This window comes from Novosphingobium capsulatum NBRC 12533 (assembly GCF_001598375.1).
In the GTDB taxonomy this organism is placed as follows: domain Bacteria; phylum Pseudomonadota; class Alphaproteobacteria; order Sphingomonadales; family Sphingomonadaceae; genus Novosphingobium; species Novosphingobium capsulatum.
Genome location: NZ_BCYV01000013.1, coordinates 220,098 through 236,418 on the forward strand (window position 1 = coordinate 220,098; position 16,321 = coordinate 236,418).

Below are 16,321 nucleotides of genomic sequence, written 5' to 3' on the forward strand. Positions count from 1 at the left end.
ATGATCGCGCCCCATCTTGCCGCCCATGACCTTGCCTGTCGGCGTGGCGATCGCGTGCTGTTTCGCGGCGTGGGCTTTGCGCTGGAAGCGGGGCAGGCGCTGCATCTGGCCGGCGCCAATGGCATCGGCAAATCCAGCCTGATCCGCATCCTGGCGGGGCTGATGCGGCCCTTTGCCGGCAGCGTGGAGCGCGCTGGCAACGTCGCCCTGGTCGACGAGCGGCTCGCGCTCGATCCGCATCAGCCGCTGGGCCGGGCGCTGGCGTTCTGGCATGCGATCGATGCCACCGTACCCACGCTGGATGATCCCTTCGGCCTGGCTGATCTGGCCGATGTGCCGGTTCGCTATCTTTCCACCGGGCAGAAGAAGCGCGCCGCGCTGGCGCGCCTGGCTGCGGCGCAGGCGCCGATCTGGCTGCTCGACGAACCGCTCAATGGCCTCGACACGGCCTGGGCGGCCAGGGCCCAAGCCGCGATCGAGGCGCACCGCGCCGCTGGTGGTCTGGTCGTCATCGCCTCGCACCAGCCGCTGGCGCTGGCCGGGGTGCAGACCCTGGCCATGGCCGATCACGTGCCCGCGCCACAAAGCGATGATGGCGATGGAGATTGGGCATGATCGCGCGCATCTGGCCAATCTTCCGCCGTGATCTGGCGCTGCTGCTGCGCGGCGCGCAAGGGCGGGGCGGGGCGGCGCTGCCGCTGCTGTTCTTCCTCGCCGTGGCGATGCTCTATCCCTTTGCCGTGGGGCCGGATGCGCGCCTGCTGGCTCGCACCGGGGCGGGCGTGATCTGGGTCGCGGCGCTGCTGGCCGCGATCCTGCCGCTTGATCGGCTGGTAGAGCCCGATGTCGAAGCCGGGCTGTTCGATCAGTGGGCGTTGCGCGGCCTGTCGGAAGAAGTGCTGCTGATGGTGCGGATCGTGGCGCACTGGATCAGCTTTGGCGTGCCGCTGCTGCTCGCCGCGCCCGTGGCAGCCGGGCTGCTCTCGCTCGATGCCGGGCAACTGGCCTTGGTCGAATGGGGTCTGCTGCTCGGCACGCCGGGGCTTGCGGCGATTGGCGTGACGATCGCCGCGCTCACTGCCGGCCTGCGCGCCGGTGCGGCGCTGGGCGGGCTGCTGGCCATTCCGCTGACCGTGCCGCTGCTGATTTTCGGGGCCGGTTCGCTGCAACCGGGGGGCGAGGGCGGCCTGGGCCTGTTGGCGGCGTGCAGCCTGGTGGCCTTGGCCGTGGCGCCGTTTGCCGGGGCGGCAGCGATCCGGGCGGCACGCGAATAGCTTTGCCTGCCCCAAGCGCAATTGGGTTGCCGTTTGCGTCATGGCCCCTTACCTCGCAAGGCATGACTGGTTCTGCGATCGTCCCTGACAGCCTCTCCCTGATCGGCAATACCCCGCTCGTGCGCCTGGCCGGCCCGAGCGAGGCCGCCGGCGCCGAAATCTATGGCAAGTGCGAATTTGCCAACCCCGGTGCCTCGGTCAAGGATCGCGCCGCGCTGTGGATCGTGCGCGATGCCGAGGAACGCGGCGCGCTGCAGCCGGGCGGCACGATCGTGGAAGGTACGGCGGGCAACACCGGCATCGGCCTGGCGCTGGTCGCCAATGCGCTGGGCTACAAAAGCGTGATCGTCATGCCCGAGACGCAGTCGCGCGAAAAGATGGATACGCTGCGCGCGCTGCGGGCCGAGCTTGTGCTGGTGCCGGCCGCGCCCTTTTCCAATCCCAACCACTTCGTCCACACCTCGCGCCGCATTGCCGAGGAAACCGAAGGCGCGATCTGGGCCAACCAGTTCGACAACATTGCCAACCGCCGCGCCCATATTGAAAGCACTGCGCCCGAAATCTGGGCGCAGATGGATGGCCGCGTCGATGGCTTCATCTGCGCGGCCGGCACCGGTGGCACGATCGCCGGCACCGGCATGGGCCTCAAGGCCTTTGACGAAAAGATCACCGTGGGCCTGGCTGATCCCCACGGCGCCGCGCTCTACAACTATTACGCCCATGGCGAACTCAAGGCCGAAGGGTCTTCGGTCGCTGAAGGCATTGGCCAGGGGCGCATCACTGCCAACCTCGAAGGCGCGCCGATCGATACCCAGTTCCGCATTTCCGACCAGGAAGGGCTTTATTGGGTCGAGCGCCTCTTGGCCGAGGAAGGGCTGTGCCTGGGCCTGTCGAGCGGGATTAACGTGGCAGGCGCAGTGGCGCTGGCCAAGCAGCTCGGCCCTGGCGCGCGCGTCGCCACGATCCTGTGCGATACCGGCTTCCGCTATCTCTCGTCGCTCTACAATCCCGAATGGCTGCGCGCCAAGGGGCTGCCCATCTTCCCGTGGCTTGAGCAATAAGCTATAGCCGCGCGATGGCGCTGTTCCGATTGCATCGCGAACGCAAGTTGACCCCGTTCGGGGCCGCATCGGCTGCGCCGATCGCGCCGGTGCATCATGTCCCGCTTTCGCCCCGCGAACTGCGCGCGCAGGCGGTCTATCGCCTGCAAGTGGGGCTGTTTGGCCTGGGCGGGATCATCCTGCTGATCAGCCTGGCCAATGTTGTCATGGAGCGGGTGACCCTGGCCAACCGCGCGGCCGCACTCGATCCCACGGTGGAAGCGAGCGCCACGGCCGCCAACGACCCGCTGGTCGACATGGGCGTGGCCCCCGAACTGCCGGTGGGCGCCGCCCCCGCGCAACAGAACCCCAGCCAGCAGCACTGATCCGCCGCACTGCGGATTGCCCCCAGGTGGCAAATCCGCCCTGTTCGGGGAAAGCACGGGCCAAACCGCCGATCATTCCCGTTCGTTCACGGGAAAGCGCGCGAAAAACCATCTCCATTACGGGCGTGATTCGGAAACTGGCGGGATTCCAAGGGCTTCAATGTGAAACATAAAGTGAACATATCTATGGTTAAGCGTAAAATACCATAAAAAACCTCAATCGAATCAGCTTCTGACCGTTCTTTCCCGCAATTTCCCCTTTTCGCCCGGGGCGTCCCGCGATAGCATGGCGCCATCGGGACAAACTTTCATGTCGCATCCGTGGGGGATGGTTCGGCTGGTGTGCGCACATCAGCCGTCGACGGGGAGCTTTTGTCCGGCGGGCAAGGTGGTGACGGGACGTGGCGGGAGCACCGTCAAACTATTGGGGGCAGGGCTTCTCGCCGCGTGGCGAGAAGAACCGCTTCGTCCTGCCCGCAGACTTCCGCGCCACCGTGAAAGACGCTTCGCAGGGCCAGCGCCTGCTTTGCCTCGATCGCCATCACAAGTTCCCCTGCCTCACCGGTTTCGGGCTGTCCCGCGTGGAAACCTTTCCCGCCCGCATTGCCCGGGAAGAGGAAATGGCCTTCAAGCGCGGCGACGACTTTGACCCTGACACCCGTGCCGCCCAGCTTTATGGTTTCCTGCGTGCCAGCTTTGACGAATCCGGTCGTTTCATCCTGCCCGATCACCTGGGGGAGCAGGCCAGCGTGAACGACGCGCTCTATTTCCATGGCGGCGGGGAATTCTTCACCATCTGGGCACCCGAGGTGCTGTTCACGATGGACAGCGGCTGGGGCAGCGCCAAGGCGACCTGCCGCGCGCTGATGGCCGAAGCGGCGCAAAAGGCGAAGCGCAAGTGAGCGCGCAGTTGCCCACCGACCTGCCGCCCTCGGCAGCTGTGCCCGCGCAGGCCCCGCACATTCCCGTGCTGCTCGATGAAGTAATCGCCGCGCTGGCACCCCAGCCGGGCGAGGTGATCGTCGACGGCACGTTCGGTGCGGGAGGCTATACCCGCGCGATCCTGGCCCAGGGCGCTACGGTCCACGCCTTTGATCGCGATCCCGATGCGATCACCGCTGGCCGCCTCTGGCCCGAAACCCAGGGCGCCGCGCCCACCCTCGTGCTCCATCCGCGCCGGTTTTCGGAAATGGCCACCGCCCTGGCCGAAGCCGGGGTGGGCCAGGTGCAGGGCGTGGTGCTCGATATCGGGGTCAGCTCGATGCAGCTTGACCAGCGCGAGCGTGGCTTTGCCTTTTCCAGCGATGGCCCGCTCGATATGCGCATGTCGCAGGACGGGATGAGCGCGGCCGATTTCCTGAACGAGGCCGACGAGGCCGAGATCGCCGATGTGCTTTATATCTACGGCGAAGAGCGGCAATCGCGCCGCGTCGCCCGCGCCGTGGTCGCGGCGCGCCCGCTGACCACCACCGGGCAATTCGCCGCCGTGGTGCGCAAGGCGCTGGGTTATCGCCCGGGGGCGGCCAAGGATCCGGCCACGCGCAGCTTCCAGGCGGTGCGCATTCACGTGAATGGCGAACTGGACGAACTGCGCGCCGCGCTCGATGCGGCAGAGCGCCTGCTGGCGCCGGGCGGGCGGCTGGCCGTGGTCAGCTTCCACAGCCTGGAAGACCGTATCGTCAAACAGTTCCTGCGCGAGGCGGCGGGCGCCACGCCTGCTGGCTCGCGCCATCTGCCGCCCCAGGCGCAAGCCTTTGCGGCCGTGTTCGAAAAGCCATCGGCGGCGATCCGCCCTGGCCCGGAAGAAGAGGCGCGCAATCCGCGCGCCAGGTCTGCCACCTTGCGCTGGGCGGTGCGAACCGCTGCCCCGGCGCGCGCGCTTGCGGGGAACCTGTCGGCATGATCCTGTCTGCTCAACGCCTGCGTTCGATCGGTTGGCTCGCCCTGCTTGCAGTGTGCGGCGCGCTGGTCATGATCCTGTCGTTCCGGGTCAATGCCCTGCGCAGCCAGGTGCACCGCGCCGAGGGCCAGATCGTGGCGCTCAAGCAGCAGAAGATGTACCTGGAAACCGAGTTCGAAACGCGCGCCAACCAGCAGCAGCTCAAGGCGTGGAACGATCTTGAATTCGGCTATGTCGCCCCGGTCGCCGGGCAGTATCTGGAAAACGAACGCCAGCTGGCAGTGTTGAGCAAGCCGGCCGAACCCGATGCACCCGCCCCGATTCGCGTGGCCACGGTGGATGACAGCGTGATTGCCGCTGCCGCGTTCCCGGCGCTGTCGGGCGATCATCCGGCGGTGCGGCCGCTGTCGGAAACGCACGAGGCGGAAAGCGATGATGCTGGCGCCGGCAAGCCGCGCAGCCGCCCGCTCGACCATGCCCAGGCAACCGCCACGCTGGCCGAAAAGCTCGGCACGCTGCATGCGGCCACCACCCATACGGTGGCGGCGCGCGACGAAAAGCGCGAAAAGCACGACAAGACCACCGCCAAGCACACGGCAAGTGTGGAGAAGGCCGCGTCCAAGGCTTCCCGCGAGGTAGTCGCGCGGACTAAGGCTGGCACCAAGTCTGCCCGGGCAGACGCCAGGGATGGCAAGGGCGGCACGGACAAGGCGAAGGCCAAGGCCAAGCCGCCGGTCAAGACTGCGCAGAAGAGTGCCCGCGGGGATCGCAAGACAGGAGTGAAGACGAGCCGGTGAACCAGCTTACCGCCTCGGCCGCCATCGCCACCGGCCGCGTCCAGCTGGCCAGCGTGCGCCAGCGTTCGCTGGTCACTGCCAAGGTTCGCGTCCTGGTGGTCGCGGTCGGCTTTGTCTTCCTCACGCTGACGGCGCTGGTGCGCCTGACGCAGCTGGGCCTGTTCGAACAGGCGCCCGATCGCCGCTCGCTGGCCGAGGCATTGCTGCCCCCGCGCGGCGAGATCACCGATCGCAACGGCGTGCCGCTGGCCCGCGCGTTTCCGTCCTATTCGCTGTGGTTCAATCCCAAGGCGCTGGGCGAAAAGGGCAACCCTCTGGTCAAGACGCCCGAGGAAGTGGCCCGCGCCTTGATGCAGATCTTTCCCGATGCCGATTACAAGGATCTGGTGGCGCGGCTGAAATCGGGCAAGGGCAGCTATCTGCGCAAGCGCGTGCTGCCCGAGGAAGCCAACCGCGTGTTTGCCCTGGGCGAACCGGCGCTGGAATTCCCGCGCGAGAACCAGCGCTACTATCCCCAAGGCTCGCTCGCGGCCAACGTGCTGGGCTATGTCGATGAAGAGGGCAAGGGCCACGTCGGGATGGAGCAGGTGCTCGAACCCCGCCTGCTCGATCCGGCGCAGCGCGGCACCCCGGTGGAACTCTCGCTCGATTCGCGCGCCCAGGGTGCGCTGGAAGACGAGCTGCTGCGCGGCATGCAGGAAAGCAATGCCAAGGGCGCGGCCGGCATCGTGCTCGACGTCGATAGCGGCGAAGTGATCGCGCTCGCCTCGCTGCCTTCGTTCAACCCCAACCGGTCAGACCGCGCATTCAACGACCTGGTGTTCAACCGCGTGTCGAACCAGGTGTATGAACTGGGTTCCACGTTCAAGCCGATCACCATTGCGGCCGCGATCGATGCCGGCGTCGTCACCGACCTGTCGGTGCGCTATCCGACCGCGCCGCTGCACATTGCCGGGCGCACCATCCACGACAGCCACAACTTCGGCGCCTCGCTCAACGTGCCCGAGGCGCTGATCCACTCGTCGAACATCGTCACCGCGCAAGTGGCCGACAAGCTGGGCGGCCCGCTGCTGAGGCAGACGATGATGGCGCTGCACATGAACCAGCGCCCCACGATCGAGCTGCCGGCGCGCGGGTTTCCGCTATGGCCGCACGGCGAAAACAAGGCTGGCGACTGGAGCCGGATCACCACCATGACGGTCAGCTATGGCCACGGCATCGCGGTTACGCCGCTGCATCTGGCCTGCGCCTATGCCGCGCTGGTCAATGGCGGCATCTGGCGCCCGGCCACGCTGTTCAAGGTCGATCCGGCGCACATTCCGGCCGGCACCCGCGTGTTCAAGGCCTCGACCAGCGCACGCATCCGCCAGTTGCTGCGCATGATCGTGGCCGATGGCACGGGCCGCAAGGCCGATGCCTCGGGCTTCCGCGTGGGCGGCAAGACCGGCTCGGCCGAAAAGCCCGGCAATGGCGGTTATCGCAAGACGTCGCTGGTCGCGACCTTTGCGGCCGCCTTCCCGATGGACAAGCCGCGCTATGTGGTCATCGCCATGCTCGATGAACCGCAAGGCACGGCTGCCACCTCGGGCCAGCGCACGGCGGCCTGGAACGCGGCGCCGATCGTGGGCCGCGTGGTTCCGCGCATCGGGCCGCTGCTGGGCGTGGTGCCCGATGGCAGCCGCGACGTGGATATTTCGGATCTTTCGCCGTTGATCGGCAATGGAGAAGGTGAATGAAGCTGGGTGTGCTGGCACGGTCTGCCGGCGTGGCGCTGCCCGAGGCAGCCGCTGACATCAACGTAACCGGCTTTGCCATCGACAACCGCAAGGTGGCGCCGGGCACGGTGTTTGGCGCCTTTGCCGGCGCGCAGGTGAATGGTGAAGACTTCATTCCCGCCGCCATCGCCGCTGGCGCCGTCGCGGTGGTCGCCCGGCCCGAAGCGCGCGTGGAAGGCGCCGTGCACATCGCCGACGCCAATCCGCGCCGCCTGTTCGCGCATCTGGCGGCGCCGTTCTTTGCCCCGGTGCCGGAAACCGTGGTGGCTGTGACCGGCACCAACGGCAAGACTTCGACCGTGGAAATGACGCGCCAGCTGTGGCGCATGGCCGGCCATGCCGCTGCCTCGATCGGCACGCTGGGCGTCACCACCGCCGATGAAAGCGTCTCTACCGGACTGACCACGCCCGATATCGTCACGTTCCTGGCAAACATGCATGGCCTGGCCCGCGAAGGGGTGAGCCATGTTGCCTATGAGGCCTCGAGCCACGGCCTGTCGCAGTTCCGCAACGAAGGACTGCGAGTGATGGCGGGCGGCTTTACCAACCTGAGCCGCGACCATCTCGATTACCACGAGACGATGGACGCCTATTTTGCGGCCAAGATGCGCCTGTTTGACGAAGTGGTCGTCGATGGCGGTACGGCCGTGGTCTGGGCCGACGATGCCTGGAGCGACAAGGCCCTGGCCCATGTCGCCGCGCGCGGCCTCAAGGCGCTGACCGTGGGCGAAAAGGGTGAGGCGATCCGCCTGGCTGGCCGCACGCCGACGCAGCTGGGCCAAGTGCTGGAACTGGTGCACGATGGTGCCACGCGCAAGGTCACGCTGCCGCTGATCGGCGCCTATCAGGCGGCCAACGCGCTCGTGGCGGCGGGGCTGGTCATCGCCAGCGGCGGCGCGGCGGCGGCAACGCTCGATGCACTGGCCCGCCTGCAGCCGGTGCGCGGCCGGCTGGAACGCGCGGCGATCAATCGCGCCGGGGCGCCGGTCTATGTCGACTATGCCCACACGCCCGACGCGATCGAGGCGGCGATTGCCGCGCTGCGCCCGCATGTCGGCGCGCGGCTGATCACCGTAATCGGTGCGGGCGGCGATCGCGATACCGGCAAGCGCGCGCCGATGGGCGCGGCGGCCTGCGCCGGGTCTGATCTGGTGATCGTGACCGATGACAATCCCCGTGGCGAAGATCCCGCCGCGATCCGAGCTGCCGTAATGGCCGGATGCGATGGCCGCGCCGTGGAAGTGGCCGATCGCCGCGCTGCGATTGCCCATGCCGTGGGCCAGGCGGGCAAGGGGGATATCGTGCTGGTGGCCGGCAAGGGCCACGAACAGGGACAGATCGTGGGGCGTGGTGAAGCCATGCGGGTGCTGCCGTTCGATGACGTGCAGGTGGCCCGTGAATGCGTGGGAGAGATAACCGGATGACCGCAGCCGCCGCCCTGATCGATTGGCCGCTTGAGGCCGAGGACGACACCCCGCTGGCCCTGTGGACAGCGCAGGAGATCGCGGCGGCAACCGGCGGCAAGGCCTCTGTCGCGTTTGCCGTGGGCGGCGTGGCGTTTGACAGCCGCGAGGTGATGGAGGGCGACCTGTTCCTCGCGCTGCGCGGCGAAAGCGCCGATGGCCACCGCTTTGTCACCGGCGCATTCGGCAAGGGTGCTGCCGCTGCGGTGGTGGAGCATTCGGTGCTGCATCCGCATGTGCTGGTTGACGATACCACCGCCGCGCTCGATGCCTTAGGGCGCGCCGCGCGTGCGCGTCTGGCGCCCGAAGCGCGGGTGATCGGGGTGACCGGATCGGCCGGCAAGACTTCGGTCAAGGAAGCGCTGTTTGCCGCCCTCGATCGCGGCAGCCGGGGGCGGGCGCATCGCTCGGTCAAAAGCTACAACAACCACGTCGGCGTGCCACTCAGCCTGGCGCGCATGCCGGCGCGCACCCAGTTCGGCGTGTTCGAGATGGGCATGAACCATGCCGGAGAGCTGTCTGCGCTGACGCAGCTGGTGCGGCCGCACGTTGCCATCGTCACCACCATCGCGCCCGCGCATATCGGCCACTTTAGCGGCGAGGAAGCCATCGCCGATGCCAAGGGCGAAATCTTCGAAGGGCTGGAGGCGGGCGGCATCGCGATCATCCCGGCCGACAGCCCGCATTATGAACGCCTGCGCGCCAAGGCGGCCCAGCATGCCGGCGTGATCATCGCCTTTGGCCGCGCGGCCCATGCCGACGTGCGCCTGCTCGATGTGGTGCCGGCGCCGGGCGGTGGTTCACTTGTCACGGCCGACCTGGGTGGCTTTGGCGAAGGCGGCGGCAAGCTGTGCTATACCGTGGCGCAGCCGGGCGATCACTGGGTGATCAATTCGCTGGCCGTGATGGCCGCCGTGCGCGCCGTGGGTGGAGACCTGGGTGCGGCCGGCCTGGCGCTGGCAGAAATGGCCGGGCTTGCCGGGCGCGGCGCACGCCATCAGGTGGCTGCCGATGGCGGCGATGGCAGCGGCACCGCGCTGGTGATCGACGAAAGCTATAATGCCAATCCGGCCTCGATGGCGGTAACGCTGGCTGGCCTGGGCGCCACGCCGGCGGCGCGCCGCATCGCTGTGCTGGGCGCGATGCGTGAATTGGGCGCCGATGAAGATCGCTATCACGCCGAGCTGGCTGGGCCTGTGCTGGCCGCCGGCATTGCCCATGCCGTGCTGGTTGGCCCCGAAATGGCGGCATTGGCCGCCGCATTGGGGAAAAGCGAGGGAGCCGCGCTTGCAGCGCCCCTGCAAGTCGATCATGTGCAAACGAGTGCCGAGGCAGCAGACGTGCTGGCGCGGATCGGCATTGCGGGCGGGGACGCCATCCTCGTAAAAGGTTCGAATTCGGTTGGTCTGGGCGCGCTGGTTGACCTGTTGGGGTCAGGGCGCTGGCCTGACAAGGAACGGTGAATGCTCTATCTCCTGGCTCACTGGCTGCATTATGAAGGCCTGACCAATCTCTTTCGCTATCAGTCGTTCCGGGCCGGGGCGTCGCTGCTGACCGCGCTGTTGATCGGGCTGATGATCGGGCCGCGCTTCATCAACATGCTGCGCATGCGCCAGGGCAAGGGCCAGCCGATCCGCGAGGATGGGCCGCAAAGCCACCTAGCCAAGCGCGGCACGCCGACCATGGGCGGGCTGATGATCGTGACGGCGCTGGTGCTGGGTCTGCTGCTGTGGATGGACCTGTCGAGCCGCTATGTCTGGGCCTGTCTGATCGTCACGCTCGGTTTTGGCCTGATCGGCTTCATGGACGATTACGACAAGGTCACCAAATATGCCCACCAGGGCGTGCCGGCCAAGGTGCGCCTGCTGCTGGAATTCGTGATCGCCGGGATCGCCGCATGGTTGGTCGTGACCGAAACCAATCTCTACGTGCCGGTGTTCAGCAACCTCTATATCCCGCTTGGGCCGTTCTATTTCGTGTTCGCCGCGTTTGTCATCGTGGGCGCGGGCAATGCCGTGAACCTGACCGACGGGCTCGATGGGCTGGCGATCATGCCGGTGATCATCGCCTGCGGCACCTTTGCAATCATTGCCTATCTGGCTGGCCGCGCCGACTATGCCCATTACCTGGGCATTCCCCATGTGCCGGGCGCGGGCGAACTGGCGATCTATTGCGCCGCCGTCATGGGCGCGGGCCTGGCGTTCCTGTGGTTCAATGCGCCGCCGGCCGCGGTGTTCATGGGCGATACCGGCAGCCTGGCGCTGGGCGGCACGCTGGGCGTAATCGCGGTGGCTGCGCACCATGAAATCGTGCTGGCGATAGTCGGCGGGCTGTTCGTGATGGAAGCCGTTTCGGTGATCGTGCAGGTCTTCGTCTACAAGCGCACGGGCAAGCGGGTGTTCCGCATGGCCCCGATCCACCACCATTTCGAGCAGCTCGGCTGGAAGGAATCGACCGTGGTGATCCGCTTCTGGATCGTCTCGATCGTGCTGGCGCTGCTTGGCCTTGCCACGCTGAAGGTGCGATGATCGTCTCGCCTGCCTTTGCTGGAAAAAAGTATGCCGTGCTCGGCCTAGCGCGCTCGGGCATGGCCACGGTGGAATGCCTGCTGGCCAGCGGCGCGCTGGTCACCGCCTGGGATGCGCGCGAGGAACCGCGCGCCGCGCTGGAAGGGCGCGTGACCCTGGCTGATCCGCTGGCGATCGACCTGGCTGGTTTTGCCGGGATCGTGGTTTCCCCCGGCGTGCCGCTCAACCGCCACCCGATCGCCGCCCATGCCCGCGCCGCTGGCGTGCCAGTAATCGGCGATATCGAACTGTTTGCCCAGGCGCGCGGCGATCTGCCGCCGCACCGCGTGGTGGCGATCACCGGCACCAACGGCAAATCCACCACCACGGCGCTGACCCATCATCTGTTGCAGCAGGCCGGCGTGCCCACCTTGATGGGCGGCAATATCGGCAAGCCGATCCTGGAACAGCAGCCGCTGCCCGCTGGCGGCGTCTATGTGCTGGAACTGTCGAGCTATCAGATCGATCTGACGCAGCGGCTCGATGCCGATGTGGCGATCCTGCTCAACCTCAGCCCCGATCACCTTGATCGTTACGACGGCTACGATGGTTATGTCGCGTCCAAGGCGCGGCTGTTTGGCATGCAGGCGCCGGGCCACCTCGCGCTGGTGGACATGCGGGCAGAGCTTGACGACGACGTGCTGCGCTTTGCCCCGGAAGGCGCCAACTTCACTTTCATCAACGCGATCGATCTGCCCGGTGATCCGGCGCAGTGGCCATCGCTACAGGGCCCGCACAACCGCGCCAATGCCGCCGCTGCGGTGGGCGCGGCGCGCTATCTCGGGCTGGACGAGCCGACGATCGAGGCCGGCCTCGCCAGCTTCGTGGGCCTGCCCCATCGCATGGAACGCGTGGCGCAAAAGGACGGCGTGCTGTTCGTGAACGACAGCAAGGCCACCAATCCGGCTTCCACCGCGCCGGCGCTCGCCGCCTTTCCGCGCATCCACTGGATCGTTGGCGGCCTGCCCAAGGGCGATGACCTGGACGAATGCGCGCCGCATTTCAGCCATGTCGTGCGCGCCTATACCATTGGCGAGGCGGGCCCGCGCTTTGCCGAAATCCTGGAGCCGGTGCTGCCGGTGACGCGCGCCGAGATGCTGGGCGATGCCGTGCGCGCCGCCATGGCCCAGGCCGTACCGGGCGATGTGATCATGCTGTCGCCGGCCTGCGCCAGTTTCGACCAGTTCCGCGATTTCGAGGCGCGCGGCGAATGCTTCCGCCAGATCGTCGCCGCTCTCACGGCAGGGAGCTGACCGGCATGGCTTCAGGCGGCCCCGTCCTGCCCCCGGCATCGGGCACCGCGCCTGCCGCCACGGCGGCTTCGGCCTCGGCGATGCAGCGCTTCCGGCGCACCCGGCGCAGCGAACTGGTGATCTGGTGGCGCGAGATCGATCGCGTGCTGCTGGGCCTGATCCTGGTCTTGATGATCGTGGGCGCGATTGCCGTGGCCGCGGCCTCTCCGGCCAGCGCGCATCGCCTCTCCACCCATCAAAAGGCGCTGGGCGATCTCTATTTCTTCTGGCGCCAGCTGGAAATGCAGGGGCTTGGCCTGCTCGGCATGTTTGCGGTGTCGCTGCTGCCCAAGGATACCGCGCGGCGCGCGGCGATCATGCTCGCGGGCGTGATGGTCGTGGCGCTGATCCTGGTGCCGATCATGGGCACCGAGGTAAAGGGCGCCAAGCGCTGGGTGCTGGGCATCCAGCCATCCGAATTCCTCAAGCCTGGCTTTGCCATCGCCGTGGCCTGGATCCTGTCATGGAAAGTGCGCGATCCGCACATGCCGGTGATCCGCCTGTCGATGGTGCCGATGCTGGTGGTGGCGGTGCTGCTGATGGCGCAGCCCGATTTCGGCTCTACTGTGCTGTTTGCAGGGGTGTGGTTCGTGCTCGTGCTGCTCTCGGGCCTGCCGCTGGCGCGGGTGGGCTGGGCAATGGGCGGGGCGATCGTGGCGGTGATCCTGGCCTATCTGTTCTATCCCAACGCCACGCACCGCATCGACAACTTCCTGTCGGGCGGGGCAGAGTTCGACCAGGTGGACCTGGCCATGCGCACGCTGGTGGCCGGCGGGTGGAGCGGCACTGGCCTGTGGCTGGGCGCGCGCAAGAACGCGCTGCCCGAGGCGCACACCGACTATATCTTTTCCGTGATCGGGGAAGAGTTCGGCCTGATCTCGTGCGCCATCGTGGTGATCCTCTACTGCGCCATCGTCCTGCGGGTGTTGCTGCGCCTGGTGGACGAGGAAGACCTGTTCACCGTGCTGGCGGCCACCGGCCTGACCGCGCAATTGGCGGGGCAGGCGTTCATCAACATCCTGGTCAACCTGCAGCTGTTCCCATGCAAGGGGATGACGCTGCCGCTGATCAGCTATGGCGGTTCGTCCACCATCGCGCTGTTGCTGGGTGTCGGTTTCCTGCTCGCCATCACGCGCCGCAACCCCTATCTGACGCGCGAAACCTTCCATCTGGGCGAATTGACGCGCAAATGACTGCACAACCTCAACCCGGCGTATCGCGCCATTTCGTGCTGGCCGCTGGCGGCACCGGCGGGCACCTGATTCCCGCCTTTGCCCTGGCCACCGAACTGCACGCGCGCGGCCATCACGTGGCGCTGATCACCGATGCGCGCGGCGCCAAGATCCCCGGCAAGCCCGATTTCCTCACTGCTCATGTGCTGCCCGCCGGGCGCCTGGGCAAGAACCCGGTTGCCCTGCTCAAGGGCCTGCGCGCGATCTGGCAGGGCCGCTCGATGGCGCTGCGCCTGTTTGAAAGCTTTGCGCCATCGTGCGTGATCGGCTTCGGCGGCTACCCGGCGCTGCCCGCGCTGCTGGCGGCGCGCGCGGCGCGCATTCCCACGGTGATCCACGAACAGAACGCCGTGCTGGGCCGGGTCAATCGCTACCTTGCCAAGGGCGTCGATGCCATCGCCACCGCCTATCCCGAGGTGGACCGCCTCGATCCGCGCTGGTGGGGCAAGGTGCATTTGGTGGGCAATCCGGTGCGCCCCGAAGTGCTGGCGCTGCGCGGAGAGCCGTTCCCGGAATTTTCCGAAGACAGCCTGTTCCGCGTGCTGGTGACCGGGGGCAGCCAGGGCGCGTCGGTGCTGGCGCAGGTCGTGCCCGATGGCCTGGCCATGCTGCCGCCCGCCTTGCGCCACCGCCTGCAGGTGACACAGCAGTGCCGGCCGGAAGACCTGGAAGCCGTGCGCGCGCGCTATGCCGCGCATGAAATTCCCGCCGAACTGGGCACCTATTTCGAAGACATGGCGAGCCGGCTGGCTGGTGCCCACCTGTTCGTTGGCCGTGCTGGCGCATCGACCATTGCCGAACTTACCGCCGTGGGCCGCCCGGCGATCCTGGTGCCGCTGCCGATCGCCACGGACGATCACCAGGCCGCCAACACCCGCGAAATGGTCAAGGCCGGCGGCGCCCGCGCGATCCGCCAGCCGGGCTTCACGCCCAAGGAACTGGCCAAGCAGATCCAGGCCATGGCGATGAACCCTGTGGGGCTGGCCAACGCTGCCCATGCCGCATGGAACTGCGGCTTGCCGCGCGCGGTGGAAGACCTCGCTGATCTGGTCGAAGGGTTTGGCGGGGCGCCGCTGATGGATGTGATCCGGGTTGACGGCAAGGCGGCCGCCCCGGCAACGGCTGGCGGCGAAGCGCTGGCTTTGGAGAATGAAGCATGAAGGGTGTCGGCGTCGAAATCGGCACGATCCATTTCGTCGGCATCGGCGGCATCGGCATGTCGGGCATTGCCGAAGTGATGCACAACATGGGCTATGCCGTGCAGGGGTCAGACATGGCGGAAAGCTATGTCGTTGAAGGGCTGCGCGCACGCGGCATCCCGGTGATGATCGGCCAGTGCACGGAAAACGTCGCCAATGCCCAGGTGGTGGTGACCTCCACTGCGGTGAAGCGCGACAATCCCGAAGTGGTGGCCGCGCTGGAAGCGCGCATTCCCGTGGTGCGCCGCGCGGAAATGCTGGCTGAACTGATGCGCCTGAAAAACACCGTCGCGGTGGCGGGCACGCATGGCAAGACCACGACTACGTCGCTGGTGGCCTGCCTGCTCGATGCTGGCGGCGTCGATCCCACGGTGATCAACGGCGGCATCATCAACTCCTACGGCTCCAACGCCCGCCTGGGTGACAGCGACTGGATGGTGGTGGAGGCCGACGAGAGCGATGGCTCGTTCTTGCGGCTCGATGGCACGATCGCGGTGGTCACCAACATCGATCCCGAGCATCTCGATCACTATGGCTCGTTCGAGAAGGTCAAGCGTGCCTTTGTCGAATTCATCGAGAACGTGCCGTTCTATGGCGCGGCGATGCTGTGCATCGACCATCCCGAAGTGCAGGCGATCATCCCGCAGGTGCGCGATCGCCGCGTGGTGACCTATGGCTTTTCCGCCCAGGCCGACGTGCGCGGCGAAGGCGTGACTCCCGAACCGGGCGGCAACCGCTTCACCGCCGTGCTGCGCCAGCGCGATGGCTCGTTCCAGCGGATCGAAGACATTCACCTGCCGATGCCCGGCCGCCACAACGTGCAGAACGCGCTGGCCGCGATTGCCGTGGCGGTGGAAATGGGCGTGCCGCACGATCTGGTGCGCACGGGCTTTGCCAAGTTCGGCGGGGTCAAGCGCCGCTTTACCAAGGTGGGCGAGGTTGCCGTGCCCGGTGGCGAGGTGGCGGTGATCGATGACTATGGCCATCACCCGGTGGAAATCCGCGCCGTGCTGGCTGCCGCGCGTGAAGGCGTGCGCGGGCGTGTGATCGCCGTGGTCCAGCCGCACCGCTTCACCCGCCTGCGTGACCACATGGAAGATTTCCAGGGCGCGTTCAACGATGCCGACGTGGTCTATGCGGCGCCTGTCTATCCCGCCGGCGAACAGCCGATCGAGGGCGTGGACAGCGCCGCCATGGTCGAAGGCGTCAAGGCGCGCGGCCACCGCAGCGCGCATCTGATCGCCGGGCCGGAAGCCTTGGCCGCCGAACTGGCGCCGCAGCTTCAGGCTGGCGACATGGTCGTGTGCCTGGGGGCTGGCGATATCACCAAGTGGGCGGCCGGCCTGGCGCCGGCGATCGTGGCGTTGCGGGGTGAGGGGTAATGGCGGGCAAGGCC

General features: G+C 67.3%; 15 protein-coding genes. All 15 read left to right on the plus strand.

Features of this window, described 5'->3' with window-relative positions; genetic code table 11:
• Nucleotides 1–615, plus strand: coding sequence for a heme ABC exporter ATP-binding protein CcmA (ccmA, locus tag SCA01S_RS13550; RefSeq protein ID WP_062786355.1), 615 nt, complete (start codon nt 1–3; stop codon nt 613–615).
• The gene (gene ccmB, locus SCA01S_RS13555) at nt 612–1,274 is read left to right on the plus strand and encodes a heme exporter protein CcmB (RefSeq protein ID WP_062786358.1); all 663 of its coding nucleotides are present in this window, start codon (nt 612–614) and stop codon (nt 1,272–1,274) included. The genes ccmA and ccmB overlap by 4 nt, the downstream gene beginning before the upstream one ends.
• 62 nt (nt 1,275–1,336) lie before the next feature.
• Nucleotides 1,337–2,335, plus strand: coding sequence for a cysteine synthase A (locus SCA01S_RS13560; RefSeq protein ID WP_062786361.1), 999 nt, complete (start codon nt 1,337–1,339; stop codon nt 2,333–2,335).
• 14 nt (nt 2,336–2,349) lie between these two features.
• A complete protein-coding gene (locus SCA01S_RS13565; RefSeq protein ID WP_022676167.1) occupies nt 2,350–2,700 on the plus strand; it encodes a hypothetical protein in 351 nt (116 codons plus the stop codon).
• A 401-nt stretch (nt 2,701–3,101) separates the two neighbouring features.
• Nucleotides 3,102–3,602, plus strand: a complete 501-nt coding sequence (locus SCA01S_RS13570) for a division/cell wall cluster transcriptional repressor MraZ (RefSeq protein WP_062786364.1) — start codon at nt 3,102–3,104, stop codon at nt 3,600–3,602.
• Complete coding sequence (rsmH, locus tag SCA01S_RS13575) at nt 3,599–4,603, plus strand: 16S rRNA (cytosine(1402)-N(4))-methyltransferase RsmH (RefSeq protein WP_245652610.1); 1,005 nt, start codon at nt 3,599–3,601, stop codon at nt 4,601–4,603. The genes SCA01S_RS13570 and rsmH overlap by 4 nt, the downstream gene beginning before the upstream one ends.
• Nucleotides 4,600–5,397: a hypothetical protein gene (locus SCA01S_RS22295; RefSeq protein WP_062786367.1), complete on the plus strand. Its 798-nt coding sequence runs from the start codon at nt 4,600–4,602 to the stop codon at nt 5,395–5,397. Before rsmH ends, SCA01S_RS22295 begins: the two co-directional genes overlap by 4 nt.
• Nucleotides 5,394–7,133: a peptidoglycan D,D-transpeptidase FtsI family protein gene (locus SCA01S_RS13585; protein WP_062786370.1), complete on the plus strand. Its 1,740-nt coding sequence runs from the start codon at nt 5,394–5,396 to the stop codon at nt 7,131–7,133. Before SCA01S_RS22295 ends, SCA01S_RS13585 begins: the two co-directional genes overlap by 4 nt.
• Entirely contained in the window at nt 7,130–8,596 is a 1,467-nt protein-coding gene (locus tag SCA01S_RS13590; RefSeq protein ID WP_062786372.1) for a UDP-N-acetylmuramoyl-L-alanyl-D-glutamate--2,6-diaminopimelate ligase, read from the plus strand. The genes SCA01S_RS13585 and SCA01S_RS13590 overlap by 4 nt, the downstream gene beginning before the upstream one ends.
• The gene (locus SCA01S_RS13595) at nt 8,593–10,098 is read left to right on the plus strand and encodes a UDP-N-acetylmuramoyl-tripeptide--D-alanyl-D-alanine ligase (protein ID WP_062786375.1); all 1,506 of its coding nucleotides are present in this window, start codon (nt 8,593–8,595) and stop codon (nt 10,096–10,098) included. Before SCA01S_RS13590 ends, SCA01S_RS13595 begins: the two co-directional genes overlap by 4 nt.
• Entirely contained in the window at nt 10,099–11,163 is a 1,065-nt protein-coding gene (gene mraY / locus SCA01S_RS13600; protein WP_022675968.1) for a phospho-N-acetylmuramoyl-pentapeptide-transferase, read from the plus strand.
• Nucleotides 11,160–12,455 carry a UDP-N-acetylmuramoyl-L-alanine--D-glutamate ligase gene (gene murD / locus SCA01S_RS13605; RefSeq protein WP_022675969.1) on the plus strand — a complete coding sequence of 432 codons (1,296 nt, stop codon included), beginning with the start codon at nt 11,160–11,162 and terminating at the stop codon, nt 12,453–12,455. The genes mraY and murD overlap by 4 nt, the downstream gene beginning before the upstream one ends.
• An 80-nt stretch (nt 12,456–12,535) precedes the next feature.
• Nucleotides 12,536–13,687 (plus strand): FtsW/RodA/SpoVE family cell cycle protein, encoded by a 1,152-nt coding sequence (locus tag SCA01S_RS13610; RefSeq protein WP_245652613.1) that lies wholly within the window; start codon nt 12,536–12,538, stop codon nt 13,685–13,687.
• A complete protein-coding gene (gene murG, locus SCA01S_RS13615) occupies nt 13,684–14,886 on the plus strand; it encodes an undecaprenyldiphospho-muramoylpentapeptide beta-N-acetylglucosaminyltransferase (RefSeq protein ID WP_054130588.1) in 1,203 nt (400 codons plus the stop codon). The genes SCA01S_RS13610 and murG overlap by 4 nt, the downstream gene beginning before the upstream one ends.
• Nucleotides 14,883–16,307 (plus strand): UDP-N-acetylmuramate--L-alanine ligase, encoded by a 1,425-nt coding sequence (gene murC, locus SCA01S_RS13620; protein WP_022675972.1) that lies wholly within the window; start codon nt 14,883–14,885, stop codon nt 16,305–16,307. Before murG ends, murC begins: the two co-directional genes overlap by 4 nt.
• Nucleotides 16,308–16,321: the final 14 nt, after the last annotated feature.

Coding starts and splice junctions, on each gene's coding strand:
- ccmA (WP_062786355.1), top strand. CDS start 1: ATGATCGCGCCCCATCTTGCCGCCCATGACCTTGCCTGTCGGCGTGGC.
- ccmB (WP_062786358.1), top strand. CDS start 612: ATGATCGCGCGCATCTGGCCAATCTTCCGCCGTGATCTGGCGCTGCTG.
- SCA01S_RS13560 (WP_062786361.1), top strand. CDS start 1,337: ATGACTGGTTCTGCGATCGTCCCTGACAGCCTCTCCCTGATCGGCAAT.
- SCA01S_RS13565 (WP_022676167.1), top strand. CDS start 2,350: ATGGCGCTGTTCCGATTGCATCGCGAACGCAAGTTGACCCCGTTCGGG.
- SCA01S_RS22295 (WP_062786367.1), top strand. CDS start 4,600: ATGATCCTGTCTGCTCAACGCCTGCGTTCGATCGGTTGGCTCGCCCTG.
- SCA01S_RS13590 (WP_062786372.1), top strand. CDS start 7,130: ATGAAGCTGGGTGTGCTGGCACGGTCTGCCGGCGTGGCGCTGCCCGAG.
- SCA01S_RS13595 (WP_062786375.1), top strand. CDS start 8,593: ATGACCGCAGCCGCCGCCCTGATCGATTGGCCGCTTGAGGCCGAGGAC.
- mraY (WP_022675968.1), top strand. CDS start 10,099: ATGCTCTATCTCCTGGCTCACTGGCTGCATTATGAAGGCCTGACCAAT.
- murD (WP_022675969.1), top strand. CDS start 11,160: ATGATCGTCTCGCCTGCCTTTGCTGGAAAAAAGTATGCCGTGCTCGGC.
- SCA01S_RS13610 (WP_245652613.1), top strand. CDS start 12,536: ATGCAGCGCTTCCGGCGCACCCGGCGCAGCGAACTGGTGATCTGGTGG.
- murG (WP_054130588.1), top strand. CDS start 13,684: ATGACTGCACAACCTCAACCCGGCGTATCGCGCCATTTCGTGCTGGCC.
- murC (WP_022675972.1), top strand. CDS start 14,883: ATGAAGGGTGTCGGCGTCGAAATCGGCACGATCCATTTCGTCGGCATC.